At 57.1% G+C, this 26,459-nt stretch carries 27 protein-coding genes and 1 tRNA gene; 19 read left to right on the top strand and 9 right to left on the bottom strand.

Translation table 11 applies throughout. From position 1 onward, the window contains the following. Nucleotides 1–4 precede the first annotated feature (4 nt). Entirely contained in the window at nt 5–598 is a 594-nt protein-coding gene (locus tag GOW56_RS01985) for a sulfotransferase family 2 domain-containing protein (protein ID WP_171204780.1), read from the bottom strand. Between the two features lie 192 nt (nt 599–790). Between GOW56_RS01985 and recA the strand changes: the two genes are divergently transcribed. The 4 genes from recA (at nt 791) to GOW56_RS01965 (ending at nt 5,988) form a co-directional block, all read left to right on the top strand. Continuing rightward, nucleotides 791–1,858, top strand: a complete 1,068-nt coding sequence (gene recA / locus GOW56_RS01980) for a recombinase RecA (RefSeq protein WP_152458025.1) — start codon at nt 791–793, stop codon at nt 1,856–1,858. Nucleotides 1,859–2,033: 175 nt separating this feature from the next. After that, nucleotides 2,034–4,706, top strand: coding sequence for an alanine--tRNA ligase (alaS, locus tag GOW56_RS01975; RefSeq protein WP_171204779.1), 2,673 nt, complete (start codon nt 2,034–2,036; stop codon nt 4,704–4,706). Between the two features lies 1 nt (nt 4,707). Next, nucleotides 4,708–4,995 (top strand): DUF1330 domain-containing protein, encoded by a 288-nt coding sequence (locus GOW56_RS01970; protein WP_170344227.1) that lies wholly within the window; start codon nt 4,708–4,710, stop codon nt 4,993–4,995. Nucleotides 4,996–5,364: 369 nt separating this feature from the next. After that, nucleotides 5,365–5,988 carry a transglutaminase-like cysteine peptidase gene (locus tag GOW56_RS01965; protein ID WP_371807867.1) on the top strand — a complete coding sequence of 208 codons (624 nt, stop codon included), beginning with the start codon at nt 5,365–5,367 and terminating at the stop codon, nt 5,986–5,988. Here the strand turns inward: GOW56_RS01965 and GOW56_RS01960 are convergent. The 6 genes from GOW56_RS01960 to GOW56_RS01935 all read right to left on the bottom strand — a co-directional run bounded on the left by GOW56_RS01960 (nt 5,897) and on the right by GOW56_RS01935 (nt 11,574). Beyond that, nucleotides 5,897–6,295 carry a hypothetical protein gene (locus GOW56_RS01960; protein WP_217358777.1) on the bottom strand — a complete coding sequence of 133 codons (399 nt, stop codon included), beginning with the start codon at nt 6,293–6,295 and terminating at the stop codon, nt 5,897–5,899. The two genes, GOW56_RS01965 and GOW56_RS01960, sit on opposite strands and share 92 nt — an antisense overlap. Before the next feature lie 611 nt (nt 6,296–6,906). Further along, on the bottom strand, nt 6,907–8,724 hold the full coding sequence (gene typA / locus GOW56_RS01955) for a translational GTPase TypA (RefSeq protein ID WP_170344229.1): 1,818 nt from the start codon (nt 8,722–8,724) through the stop codon (nt 6,907–6,909). A gap of 76 nt (nt 8,725–8,800) precedes the next feature. Beyond that, a complete protein-coding gene (locus GOW56_RS01950; RefSeq protein ID WP_152458020.1) occupies nt 8,801–9,136 on the bottom strand; it encodes a multidrug efflux SMR transporter in 336 nt (111 codons plus the stop codon). A 379-nt stretch (nt 9,137–9,515) separates the two neighbouring features. Beyond that, nucleotides 9,516–10,679, bottom strand: coding sequence for an HD family hydrolase (locus GOW56_RS01945; RefSeq protein ID WP_171204777.1), 1,164 nt, complete (start codon nt 10,677–10,679; stop codon nt 9,516–9,518). After that, nucleotides 10,676–10,921, bottom strand: a complete 246-nt coding sequence (locus tag GOW56_RS01940) for a hypothetical protein (protein WP_152458018.1) — start codon at nt 10,919–10,921, stop codon at nt 10,676–10,678. Before GOW56_RS01940 ends, GOW56_RS01945 begins: the two co-directional genes overlap by 4 nt. Next, complete coding sequence (locus tag GOW56_RS01935) at nt 10,921–11,574, bottom strand: alpha/beta hydrolase (RefSeq protein ID WP_152458017.1); 654 nt, start codon at nt 11,572–11,574, stop codon at nt 10,921–10,923. The genes GOW56_RS01940 and GOW56_RS01935 overlap by 1 nt, the downstream gene beginning before the upstream one ends. A gap of 181 nt (nt 11,575–11,755) precedes the next feature. Here GOW56_RS01935 and GOW56_RS01930 point away from each other — a divergent pair, with 181 nt between their 5' ends. From GOW56_RS01930 to GOW56_RS01880, 11 genes are all read left to right on the top strand, one after another. After that, the gene (locus tag GOW56_RS01930; RefSeq protein WP_171115867.1) at nt 11,756–12,214 is read left to right on the top strand and encodes an Rrf2 family transcriptional regulator; all 459 of its coding nucleotides are present in this window, start codon (nt 11,756–11,758) and stop codon (nt 12,212–12,214) included. Nucleotides 12,215–12,264: 50 nt separating this feature from the next. Further along, nucleotides 12,265–13,308 (top strand): cysteine desulfurase family protein, encoded by a 1,044-nt coding sequence (locus GOW56_RS01925; protein WP_171204776.1) that lies wholly within the window; start codon nt 12,265–12,267, stop codon nt 13,306–13,308. 18 nt (nt 13,309–13,326) lie between these two features. After that, nucleotides 13,327–14,847 carry a Fe-S cluster assembly protein SufB gene (gene sufB / locus GOW56_RS01920; RefSeq protein WP_171204775.1) on the top strand — a complete coding sequence of 507 codons (1,521 nt, stop codon included), beginning with the start codon at nt 13,327–13,329 and terminating at the stop codon, nt 14,845–14,847. Next, nucleotides 14,847–15,050 (top strand): hypothetical protein, encoded by a 204-nt coding sequence (locus tag GOW56_RS01915; protein WP_171204774.1) that lies wholly within the window; start codon nt 14,847–14,849, stop codon nt 15,048–15,050. The genes sufB and GOW56_RS01915 overlap by 1 nt, the downstream gene beginning before the upstream one ends. Before the next feature lie 49 nt (nt 15,051–15,099). Then, complete coding sequence (gene sufC / locus GOW56_RS01910) at nt 15,100–15,855, top strand: Fe-S cluster assembly ATPase SufC (RefSeq protein ID WP_171204773.1); 756 nt, start codon at nt 15,100–15,102, stop codon at nt 15,853–15,855. Next, a complete protein-coding gene (locus GOW56_RS01905; RefSeq protein ID WP_170344240.1) occupies nt 15,855–17,135 on the top strand; it encodes a SufD family Fe-S cluster assembly protein in 1,281 nt (426 codons plus the stop codon). Before sufC ends, GOW56_RS01905 begins: the two co-directional genes overlap by 1 nt. Then, entirely contained in the window at nt 17,135–17,620 is a 486-nt protein-coding gene (locus GOW56_RS01900; RefSeq protein ID WP_170344241.1) for a YIP1 family protein, read from the top strand. The genes GOW56_RS01905 and GOW56_RS01900 overlap by 1 nt, the downstream gene beginning before the upstream one ends. Continuing rightward, on the top strand, nt 17,617–18,183 hold the full coding sequence (locus GOW56_RS01895) for a YIP1 family protein (RefSeq protein WP_171168083.1): 567 nt from the start codon (nt 17,617–17,619) through the stop codon (nt 18,181–18,183). Before GOW56_RS01900 ends, GOW56_RS01895 begins: the two co-directional genes overlap by 4 nt. Nucleotides 18,184–18,195: 12 nt before the next feature. Next, a complete protein-coding gene (locus tag GOW56_RS01890; RefSeq protein ID WP_152458008.1) occupies nt 18,196–19,416 on the top strand; it encodes a cysteine desulfurase in 1,221 nt (406 codons plus the stop codon). 77 nt (nt 19,417–19,493) lie between these two features. Beyond that, nucleotides 19,494–19,570, top strand: a tRNA-Arg gene (locus GOW56_RS01885). A 465-nt stretch (nt 19,571–20,035) separates the two neighbouring features. Next, nucleotides 20,036–20,368, top strand: coding sequence for a hypothetical protein (locus GOW56_RS01880; protein ID WP_171204772.1), 333 nt, complete (start codon nt 20,036–20,038; stop codon nt 20,366–20,368). A 55-nt stretch (nt 20,369–20,423) separates the two neighbouring features. Here the strand turns inward: GOW56_RS01880 and GOW56_RS01875 are convergent, their stop codons facing one another. After that, nucleotides 20,424–20,993: a DUF882 domain-containing protein gene (locus GOW56_RS01875; RefSeq protein ID WP_171204771.1), complete on the bottom strand. Its 570-nt coding sequence runs from the start codon at nt 20,991–20,993 to the stop codon at nt 20,424–20,426. Between the two features lie 351 nt (nt 20,994–21,344). On the opposite strand from GOW56_RS01875, the gene GOW56_RS01870 reads away from it, so the two are divergent. From GOW56_RS01870 to GOW56_RS01855, 4 genes are read left to right on the top strand one after another with little or no spacing between them, the layout of a single operon-like run. Then, on the top strand, nt 21,345–22,952 hold the full coding sequence (locus tag GOW56_RS01870) for a murein L,D-transpeptidase (RefSeq protein WP_171204770.1): 1,608 nt from the start codon (nt 21,345–21,347) through the stop codon (nt 22,950–22,952). A gap of 34 nt (nt 22,953–22,986) precedes the next feature. Continuing rightward, nucleotides 22,987–24,078, top strand: a complete 1,092-nt coding sequence (gene lpxD / locus GOW56_RS01865) for a UDP-3-O-(3-hydroxymyristoyl)glucosamine N-acyltransferase (protein ID WP_171204769.1) — start codon at nt 22,987–22,989, stop codon at nt 24,076–24,078. Nucleotides 24,079–24,110: 32 nt separating this feature from the next. Beyond that, nucleotides 24,111–24,368, top strand: a complete 258-nt coding sequence (locus GOW56_RS01860; RefSeq protein ID WP_171204768.1) for an acyl carrier protein — start codon at nt 24,111–24,113, stop codon at nt 24,366–24,368. A gap of 9 nt (nt 24,369–24,377) precedes the next feature. After that, the gene (locus tag GOW56_RS01855) at nt 24,378–25,586 is read left to right on the top strand and encodes a beta-ketoacyl synthase (RefSeq protein WP_152458002.1); all 1,209 of its coding nucleotides are present in this window, start codon (nt 24,378–24,380) and stop codon (nt 25,584–25,586) included. A gap of 51 nt (nt 25,587–25,637) precedes the next feature. Here GOW56_RS01855 and GOW56_RS01850 read toward each other — a convergent pair whose 3' ends face one another. Further along, nucleotides 25,638–26,216: an invasion associated locus B family protein gene (locus GOW56_RS01850; protein WP_171115889.1), complete on the bottom strand. Its 579-nt coding sequence runs from the start codon at nt 26,214–26,216 to the stop codon at nt 25,638–25,640. Nucleotides 26,217–26,459: the final 243 nt, after the last annotated feature.

The raw sequence follows: 26,459 nt of genomic DNA, 5'->3' as shown, positions 1-26,459 counted from the left end.
CACCCTACAAGGCTGCATCGTGGAGCGCGAATTCCTCTGCGTGTCTTTTGCAAAATTTCTGCCGTGTCTCGGGCGTCAGCGTCAGATCTCCCGGTGGTGATACATTCTCTTGCGGCAGGTCGATCTGCATATTCAGTCGCGCTTGCAGGAAGTCGAGAATTTTGTCCTGGTTTTCGTATTTGAAAATATGCGTGGCGCCGCGACCATTGCTGCGGGTACGGAAAAACTGGCTTTGGCTGCCAACATCGGCAAAATCCGGGCGCGGGTTTGTCATATAGGCCTGCGCAAACGTGTCGAAGCTCATGTCTCGGGTCGAATGGACGTGACCGATCAGGTCGGCGCGGCTGCGAAATCGATACCAGCTGCCCAGCCAGTCAACGGGCTCGCGAACAACTGCCAGGATCTCCATCTCGGTATTGTACATCTTCCGAAAAACGTTCTGGAAAAACCGATCATACCTGCGCACCGGAGCATGTTTGAGCTCGGGCGGATGAGTGACAACGATATCAGCGCGATCCCGCAACGCCGTGTGATAAGCCGTGCTGCCGGTTTTCGGAACGGCAAGGAAGGCAAGGCGTTCCTCATAGAAAACAAGCATTTAATTGCTCCAATTGTCATCCGGCTATGCGCGCAGATTGTCGTAAAGGACTTCTTAATACAATTGCTGAAGACTAAATCCCGTAAGTTTTTATTGAAATGTTCTTCTTTTGGTCCCATAAGGAACAAGAGGCGAACAAAGCAGCGATTGCCGCCCGATCAAGGGTGTGACAAAAGGGAAGGCGACAGGACAATGGCGGATCTTCTGACAATGAGCGACAAGAAAAACGCAGACAAGCAAAAGGCGCTCGACAGCGCGCTGGCCCAGATCGAACGGCAGTTCGGCAAAGGCTCCATCATGAAGCTTGGCGAAGGAGCCAAACAGGACATCGACGCAAGTTCGACAGGCTCGCTCGGGCTGGACATAGCGCTGGGAATTGGTGGTCTGCCGATGGGGCGGATTGTTGAGATTTACGGCCCCGAAAGCTCGGGGAAGACGACGCTGACGCTGCATTGCATTGCGGAACAGCAGAAACGCGGCGGCGTCTGCGCCTTTGTCGACGCCGAGCACGCGCTGGACCCGCAATATGCGCGAAAGCTGGGTGTTGATCTGGACGAGCTTCTGATCTCGCAGCCCGATACCGGAGAACAGGCGCTGGAAATCACCGATACACTGGTGCGCTCGGGCGCGGTCAACATGGTCGTGGTCGATTCGGTTGCGGCGCTGACGCCGAAATCCGAACTGGAAGGCGACATGGGTGATAGCAATGTCGGCGTTCAGGCCCGTCTGATGAGCCAGGCGATGCGGAAACTGACGGGCTCGATCAGCCGCTCGAACTGCATGGTGATCTTCATCAACCAGATCAGGATGAAAATCGGCGTGATGTTCGGCAGCCCCGAAACCACCACCGGCGGTAATGCACTGAAATTCTACAGCTCGGTCCGTCTGGATATCCGGCGCATCGGCGCGATCAAGGACCGGGACGAAGTTGTTGGCAACCAGACGCGCGTCAAGGTCGTCAAAAACAAGGTTGCACCCCCCTTCAAGCAGGTGGAATTCGACATCATGTACGGCGAAGGCATCAGCAAGATGGGCGAACTGCTGGATCTGGGTGTCAAAGCCGGTGTGGTCGAAAAGTCAGGGTCATGGTTCAGCTATGGCGACGAACGGATCGGGCAGGGGCGTGAGAATGCCAAACAATATCTGCGCGACAACAGCCGCATTGCCTTTGAGATCGAAGACAAGATTCGGGCGGCTCACGGGCTGGATTTCGACATGCCTCCGGGCGCAGCCGAGGATGATGACATCCTTGAAGCCTGACGATCGCTGACGGGGTGCGGTACGTTCCCGACCCGACATGTTGTGTTGAAAACACCATGAACAAGGCGGTCCCCGGGCCGCCTTGTTTCGTTCGGACACGCCTCTGCTGTGGACACTCGTTTGACAGGGGGATAAACCTGCGGGGACCAAGTTTTTTGTGCGCCGAGAGAGCCCTATGCCAACCCTGAACGACATCCGATCGACCTTTCTGAACTACTTTGAAAAACAGGGGCATGAGGTCGTGGCGTCCAGCCCGCTGGTGCCGCGCAACGACCCGACGCTGATGTTCGTCAATTCGGGCATGGTGCAGTTCAAGAACCTGTTCACCGGATTGGAAACACGTGACTACAAGCGCGCCACCACGGCGCAGAAATGCGTGCGTGCCGGCGGCAAGCACAACGATCTCGACAATGTGGGTTACACGGCGCGCCACCATACATTCTTCGAGATGTTGGGGAACTTCTCGTTTGGTGATTACTTCAAACACGAAGCGATCCCATTCGCGTGGGAGCTGATCACCAGGGAATTTGGGATCGACAAGAACCGCCTGCTGACAACGGTCTATCATACCGATGACGAAGCGTTTGAAATCTGGAAAAAGGTCGGTGTACCCGAAGACCGGATCATCCGCATCGCCACCAGCGACAATTTCTGGCAGATGGGCCCGACCGGCCCCTGCGGCCCGTGTACCGAGATCTTCTACGACCACGGAGACCACATCTGGGGTGGTCCTCCGGGCTCTGCCGAAGAGGACGGCGATCGGTTCATTGAAATCTGGAACGTCGTCTTCATGCAAAACGAGCAGTTCGAAGACGGCTCGATGGTCGAGCTCGACATGCAGTCGATTGATACGGGCATGGGGCTCGAGCGGATCGGTGCATTGTTGCAGGGCAGCCATGACAATTATGACACCGATCTGTTCAAGGCACTGATCGAGGCATCGGCCGATGCAACTGGCGTGGATCCTTACGGGGATCAGAACGTGCACCACCGCGTGATCGCGGACCACCTGCGTTCGACTTCGTTCCTGATTGCTGATGGCGTGATGCCCAGCAATGACGGCCGCGGCTATGTTCTTCGCCGCATCATGCGTCGTGCTATGCGTCATGCGCATCTGTTGGGTGCCAAGGATCCGGTCATGCACCGGCTTGTCCCGGCATTGGTCCAACAGATGGGCGGTCACTATGCCGAGTTGACCCAGGCACAGCCATTGATCGAAGAGACCTTGTTGCTTGAAGAAACGCGTTTCAAGCAGACGCTGGACCGGGGGTTGAGGCTGCTGGACGATGAGGTGTCCGGCCTTTCCGAGGGGGCGCCTTTGTCCGGTGAAGCGGCATTCAAACTGTATGACACCTACGGTTTCCCACTGGACCTGACACAGGATGCTCTGCGTGAAAAAGGCCGGACAGTTGACACCGAAGGCTTTGAAACGGCGATGGCCGAACAAAAGGCCAAAGCGCGGGCTGCCTGGGCCGGGTCAGGTGAAGCCGCGGATCAGGCGGTATGGTTCGATGTTCTGGACAGCGCCGGGGCGACCGACTTCCTTGGCTATGACACCGAGAAAGCCGAAGCTCAGGTTGTGGCACTGGTTGTCGACGGTGCCTTGGTTGACAAGATCGAAGCGGGCAACAGCGGCTGGGTCGTGGTGAACCAGACGCCGTTCTATGGCGAAGCTGGTGGCCAGGTGGGCGACACTGGCGAGTTGCGGCGTCTTGAAGATCGCGATCACCTCAGCCGGGTGGAGGACACCAGAAAATTCGCGGATGGGAAGGTCTATGCACATAAGGTGACGGTCGTCAGCGGTGCCGTGTCAAAAGGCGATTCTGTCGAGCTGGAAGTCGATCATGCGCGCCGCACGGCAATCCGGGCCAACCACTCGGCCACCCACTTGCTGCATGAAGCGCTGCGGGAAACGCTGGGCGACCATGTGGCGCAGCGCGGCTCGCTGAATGCGGCGGATCGTCTGCGGTTCGACTTCAGCCATTCCAAAGCGCTGAGCCTGGAGGAAATCCAGAAGATCGAACGTGAGGTGAACGGTTTCATCCGCCAGAACTCGGCTGTCGAGACACGGGTCATGACACCGGATGACGCACGCAAACTGGGCGCGCAGGCACTGTTCGGCGAGAAATACGGTGACGAGGTGCGTGTTGTTTCGATGGGCAAGGCACCTACGGGCAAGGGCCATGATGGCGAAACCTGGTCGATCGAACTGTGCGGCGGCACCCATGTGCGCCAGACGGGTGACATCGGCACCTTTGTTATCCTGGGCGACAGCGCAAGCAGTGCCGGCGTGCGCCGCATCGAGGCACTGACCGGGGATGAGGCGTTCCGTTACCTTTCGGCACAGGATCATCGTCTTGCGCAGGTGGCGTCGGAACTGAAGGCGCAGCCGGATGATGTGGTGGCCCGCGTGAAAAGCCTGCTGGAGGAACGCAAGTCATTGCAGAACGAAGTGGCGCAACTGCGTCGAGATCTGGCGATGGCCGGCGGGAACGGGCAGGGCGGTGGTGCCGAAGCGCGTGATGTGAACGGCGTGAAGTTCATAGCGCAGGCCCTCAGCGGGGTGTCCGGCAAGGATCTTCCGGCATTGATCGACGAACACAAGGCGCGTCTTGGGTCGGGGGCGGTGTTGCTCATCGCGGATACCGGCGGCAAGGCCGCGGTTGCGGCTGGCGTCACCGAAGACCTGACAGGAACCGTTTCGGCGGTCGATCTGGTCAAGGCCGCCGTGGTGGAATTGGGCGGCAAGGGCGGCGGCGGCCGCCCGGATATGGCCCAGGGCGGTGGACGGGATGCGTCAAACGCGGATTCGGCGATCAAGGCCGCAGAACAGGTTTTGGGAGGATAAGATGGCCGCACTCTGGATTGCACATGTGACGGTGACCGATGCTGAGGCGTATGGAAAATATGCCGAATTGGCCGGGCCGGCCATTGCCAAGCACGGGGGCACTTTCATCGCCCGTGCGGCGCGTTACGTTCAGTTGGAAGGCAAGGAACGGCCACGCAACGTTGTTGCCCGTTTCCCGTCGCTTGAAGCGGCTGTCGAATGCTATAACTCGGATGACTATCAACAAGCATTGAGTCATGCGCGCGACGCCAGTGAACGTGAATTGGTTGTGGTTGAAATCACGGAGTGAACGTCTGCGTTCACGAAGTGTAGCGCGGTTTGCCCGGTAAACGGGCAGCCAATAGGCAATCATTGGCTTATGCCACGATCGACCTTGGAAACTCAGCTCGCAAATATGGGCTGAGTTTATTTTTTCATTATTTCAATTACTTGTCAGGCCACGCCGTCGCGGATTTGCGCGTTTAGCGCCTGAATTGTGGCTGCTTCACCCAAATTCTTGCGCAAAAAGGTCAGATTGACGGACGAATTTCCGCCCTTTTTCCCCTTCAACTTTTTAGGTGATTGCCTGCGCGGGGTTGTTCGCGGATAGTTTCACGAATCGGAATGCGACCCTGTTTGACGTGCAATCGTACGAAGAACATCGGATTGGGGTACAGGCATGAAACACTTCACAAATCTGGCCAAGCGGTTTGGTGCAAGACTTCTGCCGGTTTCAGTGCGGGCTTTCAGCATCAGTTTTTTGGGCGTTTGCACCATCGCCATGGCCCCCGCCGCACATGCTTCCGGGAACGGGTTTATCCCAAGTGTCGCGTCCTCGCCGCCACCGTCAGGAGCTATCAACCTGTGTGCTCAGTACCAATGGGCCTGTGCAGGAAAACGATCCGTATCCATGTCCAGCCAGCAAGAACTGAAGGTTGTCGAACAGATAAACCGGCGCGTGAACAGATCGACGCGTGAAGTCACCGATCAATCTCAGTATAAAACGACTGAGCGTTGGGCGCTTCCGACGGCCAGGGGCGGCGATTGCGAAGACTTCGTGCTGTTGAAGAAAAGGGATTTGATCCATGCCGGCGTCGATCCAAGCAAACTCTTGATCGCTACTGTTCTGGACACGCGCCGAGTGCCTCATGCGGTGCTGGTGTACCGCTCTTCAAACGGTGATTTGGTTTTGGACAACCTCACAAACCGTATCAAACCCTGGACAGCGACGCGGTACCTGTTTCTTCGCATGCAAGACCCGAACCGGCCCGGACGTTGGGTTGGTGTTTACGGGCATAGCTGAGGAAAACTGAAAACTTTTTTGAGAAAGTGAAAACCGGTGCAATCGAATCTTGCACCGGTATTTTTGCTTCCAAATCAGAAGGTTTCGCCGCCGCCTTCACCTTCACCTTCACCTTCACCTTCACCTTCGCCGCCGCCTTCACCTTCGCCGCCGCCTTCACCTTCGCCGCCGCCTTCGGTTTCACCACCGCCTTCGTTTTCACCACCAGTGCCGCCACCTTCACCGCCAGTGCCACCGCCTCCAGTGCCAGTTCCACCGCCTGAACCACCGCCGCCACCGAAAGCCGGGCTGCTGTTGACAGTCTCATCAGACGGGCCATCTCCGGACCGTTGATCACTTGCGCCGATCGATGCCGTGGGAAAATCAGAAAGCAAATCTGCAAGTGGTGTGCATTCAGCTCCGACTCGCGCCAGAATTTGATCGAAATCGTGCCGGCGTTGAATGTACCGGATCATACCCGATGTCACCGCGTCGCACTCACATAACACCTGTGCGGAAGCTGCGGATTGTCTGGCTGTTTGAACGGTACATGTCCCGGCTGCGAAAGCTTCACCCGCAGGCGAAAACAAAAACGTCGTAGCAACAAAAAACAGCGGGATATTGCGGGACCGGATACCCATTTGGAACTCCTCGAAACTCGATACTTTACTACGTGTTCATATGAACCACCGAAGCGAGGGTGTTTATGAACGACGTCACACAACTGGCATATTTTCACCTTAAACGGGTCTCAATCACAATATGTGGGCCGGGGGAGTGGTGAAGAATTAATGCAACCGGAAGCAGAAAGCCGCCTGTTATCAAAAGAAAACCGGGCGCAGTGCCCGGTTGTCCATTTTTCATCTTTTGTCCGTTTGGACGCAAAATTGCCACACTTGGGCAATTGTTTCTGATCGCGACGGTGGTCTGCCCGGAAAATCAGGCCGACTTGGCCATCCGCTTGCGTTCGTGCGGATCAAGATAACGCTTGCGCAAGCGCACCGCATTCGGTGTGACTTCGACCAGTTCATCGTCGTCAATATAGGCAATTGCCTCTTCCAGCGAGAATTGAACATGCGGTGTCAGGCGAACCGCATCGTCCGAGCCACTGGCGCGTACGTTTGTCAGTTTCTTGCCCTTCAGCGGGTTCACTTCCAGATCATTGTCACGAGAATGCTCGCCAATCACCATGCCTTGATAGACATCCGTTTGGGGGCCGACAAACATCCGGCCCCGCTCCTCCAGGTTCCACAGGGCGTAAGCGACGGCCTGACCGTTCTCCATCGAGATCAGAACGCCGGCCCGGCGACCCGGGATCGGGCCTTTGTGCGGCGCCCAGCCATGGAACACGCGGTTCAGAACGCCTGTGCCGCGGGTGTCAGTCAGGAATTCGCCGTGATAGCCGATCAGACCACGGGACGGTACATGCGCGATGATGCGGGTCTTGCCGGCCCCAGCGGGGCGCATCTCGACCAACTCACCTTTGCGCGCCCCTGTGATCTTCTCGATCACCGAGCCCGAGTATTCATCATCCACGTCGATGGTGACTTCTTCGATGGGTTCCAGACGCTGTCCGTTTTCTTCGCGGAACAGAACCTGCGGGCGCGAAATGCTGAGCTCGAACCCTTCGCGACGCATGTTCTCGATCAGAACACCCATCTGCAATTCGCCTCGGCCGGCGACCTCGAAAGCCTCGCCGCCGGGTGTGTCGGTGACGCGAATCGCGACATTGGATTCGGCTTCTTTCATCAGGCGATCACGGATGACGCGCGACTGAACCTTCTTGCCGTCACGACCGGCCAACGGAGAATCATTGATGCCAAAAGTTACGGTGATCGTCGGCGGGTCGATGGGCTGTGCAGGCAGGGCTTCTTCGACCTGCGGAGCAACCAGAGAATCCGCCACGGTGGCTTTGCTCATGCCGGCGATGGTGACGATGTCACCGGCTTCGGCCACATCGATAGGTTGCTGTGCCAGCCCACGGAATGCCAATATTTTTGAGGCGCGAAAGTTCTCGATCAACGATCCGTCACGGCTCAGGGCTTTCAGGCTGTCGCCAGCTTTCAATGTGCCGCTTTCCACACGACCCGTCAGAATGCGGCCGATGAAAGGATCGCTGCCCAAAGTGGTGGCCAGCATCCGGAACGGCTCACCCTTATGCGCGATCTGTTTCGGGGCAGGAACGTGATCGACGATCAGATCAAACAGTGCGCTCAGGTCCTTGCGCGGGCCGTCCAGCTCCATATCCGCCCAGCCGGAACGGCCTGAGGCATACATGGCCGGGAAGTCCAACTGATCATCATCGGCACCGAGGTTTGCGAACAGGTCAAAGCATTCGTCCAGTGCGCGGTCAGGTTCCGCATCCGGCTTGTCGACCTTGTTCAGAACCACGATCGGGCGCAGGCCCAGCGCCAACGCCTTCGACGTCACGAATTTGGTCTGCGGCATCGGGCCTTCGGCGGCGTCAACCAGCAGGACAACGCCATCGACCATGCTGAGGATACGCTCGACCTCACCACCGAAATCGGCGTGGCCGGGGGTGTCGACGATGTTGATGCGTGTGTCTTTCCATTCGACCGAAGTTGCCTTGGCCAGAATGGTGATGCCACGCTCGCGCTCCAGATCGTTGCTGTCCATGGCGCGTTCCGCCACGGCCTGGTTTTCCCGGAACGCGCCGGATTGTTTGAGCAGCTCATCCACCAGGGTCGTCTTGCCGTGGTCCACGTGAGCGATGATTGCGATGTTGCGCAGGTCCATGAGAGGTCAGCCTTTGAACGGGAAGTTGCCGCGCGCATAGCGCGGCGCGACAAAATATACCAGCCCTAACCGATGATCAGTGACCGGCAGTCTTGGAAAAGAGGTGAATGATCAGGATTCCGGACAAGATCAACGTCAACCCCAGGATCGCAGGCCAATCCAGCCTTTGGCCGAACACGATGAATCCGATCACGGCGATCAGAAAGATGCCCAGACCGGACCAGATCGCATAAACGATACCGACAGGCATGTATTTCAGCGTCAGCGCCATGAGGTAAAATGCGAGTCCGTACCCCACGACCACAAGGACGGACGGCCAGAACCGGGTGAATTGTTGACTGGCCTGCAAGGCCGTGGTGCCAATGGTTTCCGCAACAACAGCCAGCATCAGATACAGATACGCTTGGGGCATTTTGATCCTCGAAACAGGAAAGATACCCTCGCGTTGAGCATGAAACCGAAGCGGTGGGCAAGGCGATTTTTTGGGTCTGAGGATATGAGAATACCATCTGAGGTCAGGTATACCTGACTATTCAGAGAATCGAATTGGTGTAGTCTTCTCAACGTATTTTATGATTTGTTATTGAGTTTTGAGTTATGACGACATTTTCGAAATCCGTAATATTTGCTGCGGGTCTGATAGTGGCGATTGGGTGGCTTGCTGACGGGGGGTCCGTCGAAGTTGAAGCAGCCAACATGGTTGAACAGTTTGATGGTAGTAGTGTTTTTTAAGCGCCACGTAGAGCTTAGCAGGGAAAAAGGAGCCGTCGGGCTCCTTTTTTCTTTTCTGCCTAGTGGTGTACAGCCTCGACGCTCTGGAAGTGTGCAGCCAGTTGCGGTTGCAGCCAATCCCACAGCCTGGGAGAACCTGCTGCAATCGCAGGCTGAACGCGTGCCTCAAGCTGGGCATATGTTACCTTGTAATCGACCCACGATCCGCCACCGGTTTCCAGATTGGCGACAGGTGTCTGAAAACGATCAACGGCTTTGGCGAACCTGGCGTCGGGGCTATCTGCCGCTTCAAACTCGTGCCACAATGTCGTGAAGGTGTTGCATTGCGTGTCGGGCAGCAACCCGAACAAGCGCTTGGCGGCCGCTTGTTCCTTGGCTGCTTGCGCTGCGTGATCGACCTGCCCGTGGATCGGATTGTCGCCAGCGTCGATTTCAACGATATCGTGCAGCAACAGCATCTGAAGGACCCGATCAACACTGACCCCCGGGGGCGCGTTTTCAGCCAGGACCCAGGCGTAGAGCATGATGTGCCACGAGTGTTCTGCCGAGTTTTCGAAACGATCACCCGCCATCAGCCGCGAGGCACGGAGAACAGACTTCAGCTGATCAGCTTCGGTCAGAAACGCCAGCCGTGTCGTAAACGCGTTGGCCTGCGAATCTGCACCAGCCAGCAGGTTTGCGGCGTGCTCGTAGGCCAGTGGAAAAACCTTTTCCAGATAGGCGGCGCGACCGCCTTCGAGATTTGAACGCGCTATGTCCACGTGATCCGGATCTGGGTTCGGGGCACACAGAACCTGAAACAGTGGCTGACAACGATCCAGAACCTTTGCAAACCGGGCGTCGGCGGTCTGATCCTCTTCAAATTCACGCCAGACAGCGTGAAACGCATCGGCCTGATCCTTTGGCAAAAGCCCAAACAGTTCTTTGGCTGCAGCTTGCTCAGCTTTGGCAACCAAGTTCCAGTCAGTCTTAAGGTGGATTGGATGGTCGCCGACAACGATTTCAACAAGGTCATGCAGCAACAGCATGCGTATGACCCGATCAATCGAGACATCCGGCCCTGCCAACGGGGCCATGACAAGGGCCCACAAGGCCAAATGCCAGCTGTGTTCTGCCGAGTTTTCGGGTCTGGACCGGTCAAGCAGGACATTTGCCCGCTCGACCATTTTCAGTTCGTCGGCCCGTTTCAGAAATGCGATTTGCGCCGACAAACGGTCGGTCATTGCTTTTCGATCGCCTTCTGCTTTGCACGATGCGCAGACAAGCGTTTGATCACGAACTGCCTGGCTTTCCGCTCAGCCAACCGAACACGAATTTCCGTCAGAAACGCCTCTTCCAGAGACTGAGACGCGGCCCCGAGCACTTCACCAACTTCGACAAAGAACCTGTCTTCGCCTGTCTCATCCATAACCTTCATCGTATCTTCGGCCAGTTTGGCGGCAAGAGATGTGATGGTGTCGGACATCAGCGGGTGTTCTCGGTCAGGCGGCGTTTCACATAGTCGCTGACATTGGTGATCAGCGTATCCATATGACGATCCTGAAAGAAGTGATCTGCACCTTCCACTTCGGTGTGAGTGATGGTGATTCCCTTCTGCTCGTGCAGCTTGTTCACCAGCGAGGTCGTGTCAGCCGGTGGCGCCACCCTGTCAGCGGTGCCGTTGATGATCAGGCCGGAAGACGGGCAGGGGGCAAGGAACGAAAAGTCATACATGTTTGCAGGGGGCGATACACTGATGAACCCCGTGATCTCAGGGCGGCGCATCAGCAGTTGCATACCGATCCACGCACCGAACGAGAAACCTGCGACCCAGCAGTGTTTCGAATTGTTGTTCATCGATTGCAGGTAGTCCAGCGCCGACGCCGCATCGCTCAGCTCGCCCACGCCCTGATCATACTCGCCCTGGCTGCGACCGACGCCGCGGAAGTTAAAGCGCAACACGGTGAAACCCATGTTGTAGAAGGCATAGTGCAGATTGTAGACCACCTTGTTGTTCATGGTCCCGCCGAACTGAGGGTGCGGGTGAAGCACGATGGCGATCGGTGCGTCTTTTTCCTTTTGCGGGTGGTAGCGGCCTTCCAGGCGGCCTTCGGGTCCGGGAAAAATCACCTCGGGCATGTGTGCTTTGGTCCTGTCTTTTTCGTACCGATGCCCGGATATACTTGACGATAATCGTCGGGCACCTTAGAACGGTTCTAATTATATTGCTTGGCGCATACCAGCGCTGTCAGTCGGAGATACGCACTGGCAACGTCGGCGTCAATGATTTCGCGCAAATCCTGCTGAAAGGGGACATGGAATGAAGCTGTCGACCAAAGGGCGTTACGCAATGGTCGCCCTGGCGGATATTGCGCTCCAGCCGACGGAACGACTGGTGACGCTCGGGGAAATCTCCGAGAGGCAGGACATTTCGTTGCCATATCTCGAGCAGCTCTTTGTCAAACTGCGCCGGGCGGACATGGTGTCTTCCGTGCGGGGGCCCGGCGGCGGGTATCGACTGGCACGCCCGGCATCTGAAATTCGTGTCGTCGAAATTCTGGCGGCCGTGGACGAAACCGTTGATGCGCTGCAAAAAGGGGCCGGAGCGTCCGGGGCCTCGTCCGGCAGCCGCGCTCAATCATTGACCAATCGGCTTTGGGAAAGTCTCAGTGCGCATGTCTATGTGTTCCTGCATCAAACCCGTTTGTCAGATGTGATCAAGAACGACCTGGCCCCGTGCCCGGCCGTTCCGAGCCTGTTTTCCGTTGTAGATGAATGATCTGAACGGGCGGGATATGAAATGAAGTCTGTCGGCAAAAAGATGTATCCATGAAACGTGTTTATCTGGATCACAATGCAACAACGCCGCTGCGCCCCGAAGCGAGGGACGCGATGATTGCGGCGATGGATGTCTGCGGCAATCCCTCGTCGGTTCATGCGGAAGGTCGGGCCGCCAAAGCTCTGATCGAGCGCGCCCGGGCCCAAGTTGCATCGGCCTTTGGGGCGGATGGGGCGGATATCGTCTTTACATCTGGTTCAACCGAAGGTGCGGCGCTGGCATTGTCGGGGCGTCAATTGCACGGCGCGGCGATTGAACATGACGCGGTAAGAGCTTGGATCAAAGAGGATCTTACGGTTTCCGAGGCCGGAGACGTGCAGGTAACCGCACCTGAAATGTCGACATTGCAACTGGCAAACTCAGAGACGGGGATTGTTCAATCACTGCCGTCCGGTCTGGCCGTGACAGACGCCACACAGGCTTTTGGCAAGCTGCCCGTCGCGTTCAACTGGATGAATGCCCAGATGGCCCTGGTCTCGGCGCATAAACTGGGCGGTCCAAAGGGTGTCGGGGCCGTTGTGATGCAGCGCGGAACCGATCTGGCAGCTCAGATCAAGGGGGGCGGCCAGGAAATGGGCCGCAGGTCAGGAACCGAAAATGTCATTGGTATCGTGGGGTTCGGGGCCGCAGCTGAAGCTGCGATGCGGGATCTGGCCAATGGCGTTTGGGAGCAGATCGAAGAATTTAGAAATATTCTAGAAAACGCTCTTGAGGCCGCTGTAAAATCACCTATTTTTGTCGGGAAAGGGCGGCAACGCCTGCCGAACACCCTGTGTTTTGCTGCGCCCGGGTGGAAGGGCGAAACCCAGGTCATGCAAATGGACCTGTCGGGATTTGCGGTCAGTGCGGGCTCTGCCTGTTCCAGCGGCAAGGTTCGTTCCAGCGCGGTGCTTACCGCCATGGGATTTGACGAGGAAACGGCCAGCAGCGCACTCCGCGTATCGCTGGGACCTCGGACAACGGAAGAAGATGTGCTGCGTTTCGCCGAAACGTGGCTTGAGAAAGAGAAAAAGCATCGCGCGCGCGCCGCGTGATCTGACGGAGGGTAAGTTATGGCCGCTTTGGACCAGACCCAGGTGAAAGAGGGTGTCGATCAGGAAACCGTGGATGCGGTGCGCGAGGTCGGAACCTATAAATACGGCTGGGACACGGACATTGAAATGGAGTACGCGCCGAAAGGTGTGAACCCGGACATCGTTCGTCTGATCTCGGAAAAGAATGAAGAACCGGAATGGATGACCGAGTGGCGTCTGGCCGCGTTTGAACGCTGGACCAAGATGGAAGAACCGAAATGGGCCATGGTCACATATCCGAAGATCGATTTTCAGGATCAGTATTACTATGCGCGTCCGAAATCGATGGAAGAGAAACCCAAATCGTTGGACGATGTCGACCCCAAGCTGCTGGCCACTTACGAAAAGCTTGGTATCCCTCTGAAAGAACAGATGATTCTGGCCGGCGTCGAAGGTGCTGAGGATGCGCCGGCCGAGGGGCGCAAGGTTGCTGTGGACGCGGTGTTTGACTCGGTGTCCGTCGGCACGACCTTTCAGGCCGAACTGAAAAAGGCCGGTGTGATTTTCTGTTCGATTTCCGAAGCGATCAAGGAACATCCTGAGCTGGTCAAAAAGTATCTGGGCACTGTGGTTCCGGTGTCGGACAACTTTTACGCGACATTGAACTCGGCGGTGTTTTCGGATGGGTCCTTCGTCTACATTCCGCCCGGTGTCCGCTGCCCGATGGAGCTGAGCACCTATTTCCGAATCAACGCCGAAAACACCGGCCAGTTCGAGCGTACGCTGATCATCGCTGACAAAGGCTCGTACGTGTCCTATCTGGAAGGCTGCACCGCGCCCCAGCGCGACACCGCGCAGCTGCACGCGGCCGTGGTCGAGATCATCGTCGAAGAAGATGCAGAGGTGAAATACTCGACCGTTCAGAACTGGTTCCCCGGGGATGAGAACGGCAAGGGCGGCATCTATAACTTTGTGACCAAACGCGCCGATTGCCGAGGTGATCGGTCCAAAGTGATGTGGACGCAGGTGGAAACTGGGTCTGCCGTGACCTGGAAATACCCGTCCTGCATCTTGCGCGGCAACGAAAGCCAGGGTGAGTTCTATTCGATCGCGATTGCCAACAACTATCAGCAGGCCGATACAGGCACCAAGATGGTTCATCTGGGCAAGAACACCAAGTCGCGCATCGTGTCCAAGGGCATCAGTGCGGGCAAGGCGCAGAACACCTATCGTGGTCTGGTCTCGATGCACCCGAAGGCCAAGGACAGCCGCAACTATACCCAGTGCGACAGCTTGCTGATCGGCGACAAATGCGGCGCGCATACAGTTCCGTATATCGAGGTCAAGAACAACTCCTCCCGCGTTGAGCATGAGGCGACGACATCCAAGGTGGATGACGATCAGCTGTTCTATTGCCGTCAGCGCGGCATGGATGAAGAAGAGGCCGTGGCTTTGGTGGTCAACGGGTTCTGCAAGGACGTTCTGCAAGCACTGCCGATGGAGTTCGCCATGGAAGCGCAGCAACTGGTGGCAATCTCGCTGGAAGGGTCGGTTGGCTGATGACGCGGGCGTCACGAAGCGGCATCCGGAAAGAAGACGTGCTGACCTGGCTGGGTTACGCGTTGCCGGTTCTTGGCGGTCTGCTGGGTATGGCTTACGTCAACATCAACCACATGGAATTCATCAACCCGGTTTGGGCGGTTGGCGGAGGGGCGATCCTGGGTTGGATCGTCGCGCGGCTGATCCGCAAGTTTCTGGGATAGGAAGGTTTCGGGGCCACGGTGCCCCTTGCGATACGCAAAAGGATAAAAAATGCTGGAAATCAAGAATCTGCACGTGAAGCTTGAAGAAGAAGACAAGCAGATCCTCAAGGGTGTGGACCTGACGGTTGAGGCTGGCAAGGTACACGCGATCATGGGGCCGAACGGGTCAGGCAAGTCAACACTCAGCTATGTGCTGTCGGGCCGCGACGGGTACGAAGTGACCGAGGGTTCTGCCACGCTGGATGGCGAGGACCTGCTGGAGATGGAACCGGAAGAGCGCGCCGCTGCTGGCGTATTTCTGGCGTTCCAGTACCCCGTGGAAATTCCGGGCGTGGGCAACATGACTTTCCTGCGCACCGCCGTGAATGCCCAGCGCAAGGCGCGTGGTGACGACGAGCTGTCCGCGGCGGATTTCCTCAAGGAAGTGCGTGCCAAAGCCAAGACGTTGAAGATCGACGCGGACATGCTCAAGCGTCCGGTCAATGTGGGCTTCTCGGGTGGTGAGAAAAAGCGCAATGAAATCCTGCAAATGGCCATGCTGGAACCCAAAATGTGCATCATGGACGAAACCGACTCGGGTCTGGATGTGGACGCGATGAAGCTGGTCGCCGAAGGTGTGAATGCCCTGCGCGATGAAGGTCGTGGGTTCCTTGTCATCACCCATTATCAGCGCCTGCTGGATCACATCAAACCCGACGTCGTGCACATCATGGCCGATGGCCGTATTGTCAAGACCGGAGGCCCCGAACTGGCGCTTGAGGTTGAAAACAACGGTTATGCCGACATTCTTGCCGAGGTGAACTGATGGCCTTGCCCGAAGTCAAACAATCCGCAACCGAGGCCCGGCTGTCTGCCTTGACCATGCCCGATGCGGGCTGCACCCGCGCCGCGCGCGAAGACGCGCTGGCCCGTGTTCTGGAAACCGGTCTGCCCGGACGGCGTGACGAATATTGGAAATACACTCAACCGGATACGCTTGTCTCGCCAGACGCGCCTCCGGCGGCGGTGTTTGCCGATGATGAGCCGTTGATGTTCAGCGAGCTCGACCGGCTGAACATCGTCTTCGTGGACGGTGAATTCAGTGCCGAAGAGTCGGACGACCTGTCGCTGGAAGGCGTGACCATCGACCGGCTCGAGGATATCTGCTGCAAGGACATTCATTGGGCGAAAGACCTGTATGGCGTACTTGAAGCGCGCGGTCAGTCCCCGGTCCAGCGCCCGTTGGCGGCGTTGAACACGGCCTTTGCGTCGGATGGTGTGGCGATTCACGTTACTGGCAAACCGTCCAAACCGATCAACCTGATCTATCGTCATGCGTCGCCGACCTCTGATGCGATCCTGCATCATGTCGTTCGTGTGGAAAGCGGGGCCGAGGCCACCATTCTGGAAACCGGCCCGGCTGCGTCACGCTTCAACAAGTGCATGGAGATCGACATTGCCGACAAGGGCACGCTGCATCATGTGCGCGCGCAGGGCAGGGACCATGAACGCCGGGCCGCGACCCATATGTTCACCCGCCTTGGCACGGAATCGGTTTACAAGTCCTTCACTTTGACCGTGAACGGCGTGCTGACCCGCAATGAGCAGGTCGTCGAGCTGACCGGCGATGACGCGGTCGCCCATGTGGCCGGGGCCTGTGTTGGCGATGGCGACTTCCATCATGACGACACGGTCTTCATCACCCATGACGCGGTAAACTGCGAAAGCCGGCAGGTGTTCAAGAAAGTGCTGCGCAACGGGGCGACCGGCGTGTTCCAGGGCAAGATCCTGGTCAAGGAAGGCGCCCAGAAGACTGACGGTTACCAGATCAGCCAATCGCTGCTTCTGGACGGTGACAGCCAGTTCCTCGCCAAGCCCGAGCTTGAGATCTATGCCGATGACGTGGCGTGTTCGCATGGTTCGACCTCGGGTGCGATCGACGAAACCGCGCTGTTCTATCTGCGGTCCCGTGGCGTGCCGGTCAAGGACGCGACCAACATGCTGACTTTGGCCTTTCTTGCCGAAGCGGTGGATGAGATCGAAGACAGCGCCTTGACGGACGAGATCGTAAGCCGTCTGGAAGGGTGGCTGGCGCGTCGTGGCTGATGGCTGTCTCGTCTGACATACTGGCCACATACCGGGGGCCGGGGCGCGTGGTGCACCGGCTTCTAGAAATGGGTCAGCGGGAAGACAGGGCGCTGGTGTTTGTCATGGCCTTTTGCGTGGTGGCCTTTGTTGCGCAAATGCCCAGCCTTGCCCGCAAAGCGCATATTGAAGGTGTCGAGCTGAACATGCTTCTGGGCGGCGCCTTGCTGGGGTCGGTGTTCATATTGCCGTTGTTTTTCTATACGCTGGCGCTGGTTTCCTATTGGGCGGCGCGGATGGCGGGCGGGCAGGGCACAGCCTATGGCGCACGACTGGCCCTGTTCTGGGCGTTGTTGGCATCCGCCCCCCTGGTCTTGTTGAATGGTCTGGTTGCCGGGTTCATCGGGCCCGGGCCCGCTTTGACAATTGTGGGTGTCGCCTGGGTTGCTGTTTTTGTCTGGTTCTGGTTATCCGGTCTGAGACAAGTACAAAGGTCCGCTGCATGACGATCAATTCCCTTGGCGCTCTGGCGGTTCTGACGATCAGAAGCCCCGACCAAGCCGCCCGCCAGCTGTTGTCCCTGAAGCCGGGGCGGGAAGGTTTGTGGTTGGCCTTTGCGCTGGCAGTGGTTCTGAACTGTCTCGTGCAGTTGGGCATCGATTTGTCGGTCCCCGTGCCGCAGGGTCAAATCGCACCGCCACCCGAAAGTATCCCCGTTGTTTTGCTGCGGTCCGCCGGAGCAATGCTGCTGAGCATCCTCGCGTTCTTCGTCGTCGGAAAAGCGATAGGCGGCAAAGCAAGCTTTGACGATCTGATGGTCCTGACAGTGTGGTTGCAGTTCCTGCAAATCGTTGCCCTGGTCATGACCCTTGTTCTAAGCCTGACGATGCCGTTTCTGATGATGATGATGCTGTTCGCGACGGCGATCCTGAGCCTTTACATCACGCTTCATTTCCTGAACGAAGCGCATCAATTCGGATCCCTTTGGAAGTCCTTCGCCGTAATTCTGTTGTCAGCCCTGATTGCGGTTCCCTTCGTCCTGTATTTAACACCGGCCGCGCCTGTCTAGGAAAACCGTATCATGTATGATGTGCAGAAAATTCGCTCTGACTTTCCGATCCTGTCACGTCAGGTGAATGGCAAGCCGCTGACCTATCTGGACAACGGTGCGTCGGCTCAGAAGCCTCAGGTCGTCATCGATGCGGTGACCCGTGCCTATTCCGAAGAGTATTCGAATGTTCACCGTGGATTGCACTATCTGTCCAATCTGTCGACCGAGAAATACGAAGCCGTTCGCGGCATCATCGCCCGTTTCCTGGGGGCATCAAACGAGGATGAGATCGTTCTGAATTCCGGAACGACCGAAGGGATCAATCTTGTTGCCTATGGCTGGGCCATGCCGCGCCTCGAAGCCGGGGATGAGATCGTCCTGAGCGTCATGGAGCATCACGCCAACATCGTGCCCTGGCATTTCCTGCGGGAACGGCAGGGCGTTGTTCTGAAGTGGGTGGATGTGGACGCTGACGGAGGGCTGGATCCGCAGGCGGTGATCGATGCGATCGGCCCGAAAACCAAACTTGTGGCCGTGACGCAATGTTCCAATGTTCTGGGTACCGTCGTGGATGTCAAAGCCATCACCGAAGGTGCACATGCCAGGGGCGTACCGGTGCTGGTCGATGGCAGTCAGGGCGCGGTGCATATGCCGGTGAACGTGCAGGACATCGGTTGCGACTTTTACGCCATCACCGGCCACAAGCTGTATGGCCCGTCGGGGTCGGGTGCGATCTACATCAAGTCCGAACGCATGGCCGAGATGCGCCCCTTTGTCGGTGGCGGTGACATGATCAAAGAGGTCAGCAAGGATCAGGTGATCTACAACGACCCGCCAATGAAGTTCGAGGCCGGAACACCCGGCATTGTCCAAACCATCGGCCTGGGAGTTGCGCTGGAATACATGATGGATTTGGGAATGGACAACATTGCCGCCCATGAATCCGGCCTGCGAGACTATGCCATGCAGCGCCTGAACGGTCTCAACTGGCTTCAGGTTCAGGGCACGCGGCCAGACAAGGCTGCCATCTTCAGCTTTACGCTGGACGGGGCCGGCCATGCCCATGATGTATCCACGATTCTGGACAAAAAGGGGGTTGCCGTCCGCGCCGGGCATCACTGTGCGGGCCCGCTTATGGATCACCTGGGCGTCACGGCGACCTGCCGTGCCAGCTTTGGTCTCTACAACACGACGGATGAGGTCGACACACTGATCGAAGCGCTTGAATTGGCGCATGATCTTTTCGCCTGATTTTGGTTTCAAAGAGGGTGCAACAATCACGATTTTCAGTTGCACCCGGATTGGAACAAGGTTAGCTAACGGCCAAGGCACCTGTAGCTCAGCTGGATAGAGCGCTGCCCTCCGAAGGCAGAGGCCAGAGGTTCGAATCCTCTCAGGTGCGCCACCATCGCCATATTTCTAAGGCTTTTTGGCAAGACAGGAACTTCTGCGCCGAATTGGCAGAAGTTCGCGGGCCACATGGCCGTCGCTAATGAAGGACAAGGGTCCTGCGCTGGTCCGAGGATATGCCGCAGAATAGCGTCATTCAACATCTGACCGGCCAGGAATTCTTCTGCTTTCGCGTTTTCGGTTTCCAGCGCCCGAAGCTTCTTGGCTTCCAACAGTTCCAACCCGCATCTGCTGTTGAAACTACGAAAGGTGTCCTGGCTGATCCCCTCTCGGGATATTTTCAACGCTAATACCCTTTCGGGCCATGGATAGTGTCTGCACGCCTCCGTTTTTCGCCCGCTTGCCACCACCCTAACAATCCTGACAATCATTTTGAGGCTTAACCCCTCAAGCAGTGGTTTTTTTGATGTACACTTTACGAACGAGGCTGGCGCGCGTCAGCTCAAATGGAGGAAGGAATGTGAAAGTCATCTCTTCAAATAAGAAGCTGATAATCGTTGTCGTGATTGTAGCACTATTGGGTAGCGCGATTACCGGGGTTTCAGCTTCAAGCGTTTTAGGATGGATCGTGGTCGCCGTAATTCTGGCGTTTATCCTTGAAAAGCTGACCGATGATGAAGAACCCGAAAGCGATGATGGTTCAGAAAGCGACAATGCTTCCGGTTCCAGTGTTCCCACTGAGGTCGGTGATGAAAAGTCTCGTGAGACCAGCAATTCCACTGCGGCGACAGCATCCAGCAATGACACCGGAGGCGGTGATGCCGGCGGCGGAGGGGGAGACGCGGGGATGTAACTGGCCGCCCCAGTCAAACCCCTGTCATATAAGCCGAGATCGTGAAGTCGCTGTCCTAGCCGCGCCAGGTGCGGACGACACCGCAGTCCATATGCACGAAATTGGACCCGTAATATTGACCGACACCGCCGGCCCGGCATGACATAGCAGCCTTAGCCATCTGCGAGACGGAGCGGGAAGACAGGCGCAGGTCTGCCGCTTGTCCCTTCATATGAAGCGACTTCCGGGCGACGCCGCGAGAGCGGGCGCGGAGCATGGCGTTGGTCTGGGGGGAGCGATAGCCCGACAGCAACATGTAAGGTTCGTTGACATCCAGAAGGTTGTGTGATGCCGCCATGATATCAATCGTGCGTAAATCGATGGATTTTACGTGATCCGTGCGCCAATCGCGCATGAAATGGTTCACTTCTTTGACAGCGTCCTTGATATATTTACCATCGACCCAATAAATCATGTCCAACCGTTCGCCCGTGCGACCGGAATACATGCGAATGCGACGGATATCGCCGCCGCCGCGCAAAAAGCCTGCTGCATTGGAGTAGGTGGGTGCTGCTGCGACTGCTGTTGCTGCAAACGCACCCAATAGGGCACGTCGGGTCAAGCCCGAGGAACTGCTCTTGGTCATTTTGGTTCGTCCCGTACTGTTCCTGCCTGCGCACGATGTTACGCGCGCTGTCTTAATTTTTTCCCATCCCAGATGCGGAATTTATGACACAATCGGATTCGACGGCCAAGAAGTGTTTCATAGTCACCTTTTCAAGGGGGAATTTTCGGCAGATTTTTGCGCAAATGTCACAGCCGAGCGCAGAATAGTTGCAGGTGTGAGCTGCGCATCACCGGGCCGATGCAAACGCGCATCAGACGACAACAGAAGCAATTCGGTAAGGAATTTGTGAATCGACAAGTCAGCGCAGTCAAACTCATAGTTGTTCGACACACATATCATCAACCAAGCCATTGATTCCAAGGCCATCCAATGCTTTCTGTTTTCCGAACCCGTACCAGTATCCTGCTTGCCGCCTGTTTTGCGGCCACTGCCAGTATGGCAAACACCACTTCTGAACCTGCGCACAACACGGCGTTTCAGATGGCCGTTGCAGAACATACCCCACGGGAATCGCAGATCGCAGAGTTTTACCGGACAAACGGGTTTTCGCCGATTTGGGTGGGTGAATCCGATGAGCATATGCAACGCCGGGCCGCATTGATCCAGGCACTGTCACATGCGCATCTGCACGGTCTGCCGCAGGCTGATGCCACTGTTTCATCCTTGATTCAGAAAATGCAGGATGCACGCTCGACACGCGACCTTGGCGCCGTTGAGGCTGAACTGAGCAGGGTTTTCGTGGATTTTGCCGACGCATTGTACTCGGGTTTTCTTCGGCCCGGAAACATCGACGACGGGCTTGTTCGGTCGGTGGATCGTCGTAGCGCGGCCGAGCATCTGAACGCCCTGAACACACATGGCGCCGCGTATCTTGCGCAATTGGCTCCTCAAACCCGTCAGTACCGGGCTCTGATGAAGCAGAAACTGGCGCTTCAGGATTTGGTAGATCAAGGCGGTTGGGGGGCGACTGTCCCGGAAACCAAGCTGGAATACGGTGATACCGGGCCCAATGTTGTAAAGCTTCGCAATCGGCTGGTGTTGATGGGCTACATGAAACTATCGGCCAGCCCGTCTTTCGACGCCGCGCTGCTGGAAGGGGTCAGGGCCTTTCAAATCGCGCATGGATTGGAACCCGATGGTGTTGCAGGCAAGGGCACGATTGCCGAGTTGAATCGCCCCGCCGTGGACCGGCTCAAGGCAGTTTATGTTGCTCTGGAACGAGAGCGCTGGTTGCCTCGGGATCGCGGCGCACGTCATATTCTTGTCAACCAGACAGATTTTTCGGCAAAGATCGTGGATGACGGGCAAGTCACGTTTGAAACCCGTGCGGTGATCGGCAAGAACACGCATGATCGCCGCAGCCCAGAGTTCTCGGACGTGATGGAGCATATGGTGATAAACCCCAGCTGGTATGTTCCGCGCTCGATCATCACCAAGGAATACCTTCCGAAGCTGAAAGCGAACCCCAACGCGGTCGGTCATATCCAGATCACGGACAGCAGGGGGCGGCAGGTCAATCGCGGGGCGGTTGATTTCAATCAGTTCACCGCGCGAAGCTTTCCTTTTGCGATGCGCCAGCCGCCCAGCAAAAGCAATGCTTTGGGGCTGGTCAAGTTCATGTTCCCCAACAAGTACAATATCTATCTGCATGATACGCCTCAGAAAAGCCTGTTCGCGCGTGAGGTGCGGGCGTTCTCGCACGGCTGCATCCGATTGGCTCAGCCTTTCGAATTTGCCTATGCATTGCTGGCCAAACAGGAAGAGGATCCCAAGGCATTCTTCCATCGTGTTCTGAACACGGGAAAGGAAACCAAGGTCGATTTGGAACAAAGAGTTCCGGTTCATCTGATCTATAGAACGGCATATGTCGGGCCAAAAGGCGAGGTGCAGTATCGCCGCGATGTCTATGGCCGGGACCGCAAGATTTGGGAGGCCCTGCAAAAGGCAGGGGTGGCCCTGCCGGACGTTCAGGGTTAAGCACAGGGCAAATCCTGCCAAAAGGAAGCCCGAGATGCAGTTTACCATTCAGCAAATCGCCGACGCTTTGGGTGCCGAATGCCAAGGCGACGGTGGCCTGACGATCGTGCGGGCGGCCGAGCCGGGCGATGCCGGACCAACAGATCTGGCCATGGCCATGTCACCGAAATACGCCGAAGCGCTTTCGAAAGGGGAAGCGCGCGCCGCCGTTCTGTGGGAAGGCGCGGATTGGCAGGCAATGGGGTTGCGAGCGGCCATTTTCGTGAAGCGTCCGCGCATGGCGATGGCGGGGATCACCGCAATGCTGGATCGCGGGCAAGGGATTGAACCGGGCATTCACCCTTCCGCAGTGATCGATCCAACGGCCGAAATTGGACCAGATGTGGCGATAGGACCTCTGACTGTTGTTGGTGCTCGGGCGCGAATAGGTTCGGGCTCGGTCATCGGTGCACACTGCGTGGTGGGAATGGACGCCATTCTTGGCGAACAGGCCCTGTTGCGCGAAATGGTTAGTATTGGCGCGCGCGCACAAATCGGGGATCGGTTCATCGCGCAACCCGGTGCAAGGATTGGCGGCGACGGGTTCAGTTTCGTAACGCCCGAGGTCTCTGGCGCTGAGCGCGCCCGCGAAACGTTGGGTGATCAAGGGGACGCCAAGGCGCAAAGCTGGCTTCGCATCCATTCTTTGGGCGCGGTTGAGATCGGTGAGGATGTCGAGGTTGGCGCCAATTGCACCGTCGATAATGGAACCATCCGCAGCACGCGGATCGGTGACGGCACCAAGCTGGATAATCTTGTCCATGTCGGGCACAACACCCGCGTCGGGCGGGATTGTCTGCTGTGCGGTCAGACGGGTGTGTCCGGCTCGGTCGAGATCGGCAACAACGTTGTTCTGGGTGGTCAGACCGGAGTGGTCGACAATATCTTCATAGGGGACGGCGTCATTTCGGGTGGGGGCACGAAGATTCTGTCAAATGTGCCCGCCGGGCGCGTCGTAATGGGGTATCCGGGCATCAAAATGGAGACGCATACCGATGTCTACAAGGCGCAGCGGCGACTGCCCCGAATGGCACGCGACGTTGAGGCACTGAAAAAGGCTGTTTTCAAACAGACCCCAAGCGATTAAATCATCGTCAAACTGAAAATCAGGGGATCGACATGAGCATCAGCGACCGCGTCATCGCAATCATTGCAGAGCAGGCCGTGCTGGAGCCATCGGATGTGACGCCCGAAAGCACGCTGGAAGATCTGGGAATCGACAGCCTTGGTCTGGTCGAAAGTATTTTCGCCATCGAGGAAGAGTTCGACATTTCAATTCCGTTCAACGCCAACGAACCCAAGGCCAACGATTTTGACATATCCAATGTCGCTGCGATCATTGCCGGGATCGAAAAGCTCGTGTCGGAAAAGGTCTGACTGACGCTCATGAAACGTGTTGTCATTACCGGCGCAGGTACGATCAATTCACTGGGCCATTCGGTTCCTGACACCCTGGAAGCCATGCGCGAAGGCCGTTGCGGCATCTCGGAACTGGAATTTCGGGATGTTGATCGGTTGGCCATCAAAATCGGCGGGCAGGTTCGCGGCTTTGAGGCTGAAGGTCGGTTCAACCGTCAGCAGATGTCGTTGTATGACCGGTTCACTCAGTTCACTCTGACCGCCGCCAAAGAGGCCATCGATCAGTCCGGCATCGAGTTTCACGGAGAGTTGGCCGCAAAATCAGGTGTTGTTTTGGGGACCGCCGGCGGTGGCGTATCGACCTGGGATGACAATTATCGCTCGGTTTATGAGGACGGAAAGAACCGGGTACACCCGTTTGTTGTTCCCAAACTCATGAACAATGCGGCGGCCAGCCATGTTTCTATGGAACACAATCTCAAAGGCCCCAGCTTCACCGTGTCGACCGCCTGCGCGTCGTCGAACCATGCCATGGCTCAGGCCTTTCAGATGGTCCGAAGCGGTATGGCCCCGGTCATGATCACTGGCGGATCTGAATCCATGTTGTGCTTTGGAGGCGTCAAGGCCTGGGAAGGGTTGCGCGTCATGTCCAAGGATGCGTGTCGACCGTTCAGCGCCAACCGCAACGGAATGGTACAGGGCGAAGGGGCCGGTATCTTTGTTTTCGAGGAATACGAGCACGCCCGCGCCCGTGGCGCCGAGATCATGTGCGAAGTCGTTGGTTTTGCCATGTCGTCGGATGCGGCCGATATCGTGATGCCCAGCAAGCAAGGGGCTTCAAGGGCCATGTCAGGTGCCTTGGCCGACGCCAGATTGAATGCAAGCGATGTGGGCTATATCAACGCACACGGCACCGGGACGGCCGCGAATGACAAAACCGAATGCGCCGCCGTTGCGGATGTTTTTGGGCCCCATGCTGACGACCTGATGATATCGTCGACCAAATCCATGCATGGTCACCTGATTGGTGGAACCGGCGCGGTGGAACTCTTGGCATGTATCATGGCGCTGCGGGACGGTGTGATTGCACCCACCATCGGATACGAGGAACCCGATCCGGAATGCGCGCTTGATGTTGTGCCGAACGAGGCTCGGGAAGCCAAAGTTGACGTCGCGCTCAGCAATGCGTTTGCTTTCGGCGGGCTGAATGCGGTTTTGGCGTTGAAGCGAATTTAATCCGCGAAGCGCCGCCGCAATCGGTGCGGCGGCACAATCGTAAATGCACCCTCAGTTCGCGTTGACGGTTAGGGTGTCATAGCCGGACGTAAAGCCGGACAACGACATCTCCATCTCCAGTACCTGATCAGGGAAGCGGGCCGGAACCAGCGAAAAGATCGCCTTGGTGCCAGCTTTCATTGCATCGATATCGCCTTGGCTTAGGCCCAGCTGCGCGACGCAGCCAACAGGCAGGCAATGATGATAGTTGTACAACTTGCGGGGCGCACCATCGATGGACAGGGCGAGCTGAGCTTGCAGCAGTGTTTCCAAGGGAACGATCACATTCGCCCATGCAACTGCCGCGCCGCCCTCGGGCAGTCTTCCAATCGACACCTCAGCTATCGGATCACCCTGGTTGCCCTTCAGAATCTGGACGATGGCGCACGGGTCTTCGCCTTGCTGCGCCTTGATGCAGGACAAGTCCCAGTCACCGAACTTTTCCTTGACGAACTGTTCTCCGGGGCGCGGGCCTTCCTGACCCAAATCGAGACCGTTGTCCGGTTCGGATGTCGTTGTGTCCTGCGCATATCCTGCGCCACATAGAAGAATTGCCGCCACTGTACTTAGCGAGAGGATTTTCTTGATCATGAATGCCTCGACTTGATGCTTGAGCTTTTTGCTTCGTTTAACACTCTTCTGAACTGGTGTCAGGCACTAACAGAACGCCATGTCTGAACGTGAACGGATTCTTGCCAGAACACCAGAAACCAACTGCCCTGAGACAGAAAAAGAGAGCTGTATAAGCCAGCTCTCTTTTCCAAAAGGTTCTCCCCGTCGGACTGGCCGACTTATTTATGCGCAAACCCTACGAAAGGGGCGCAGACGGGTCAA

The organism is Ruegeria sp. HKCCA0235A, from assembly GCF_013033235.1.
GTDB lineage: Bacteria > Pseudomonadota > Alphaproteobacteria > Rhodobacterales > Rhodobacteraceae > Ruegeria.
The sequence above is the reverse complement of the archived record's forward strand: the minus strand, read 5'-3'. Positions and strand labels throughout refer to the sequence as shown.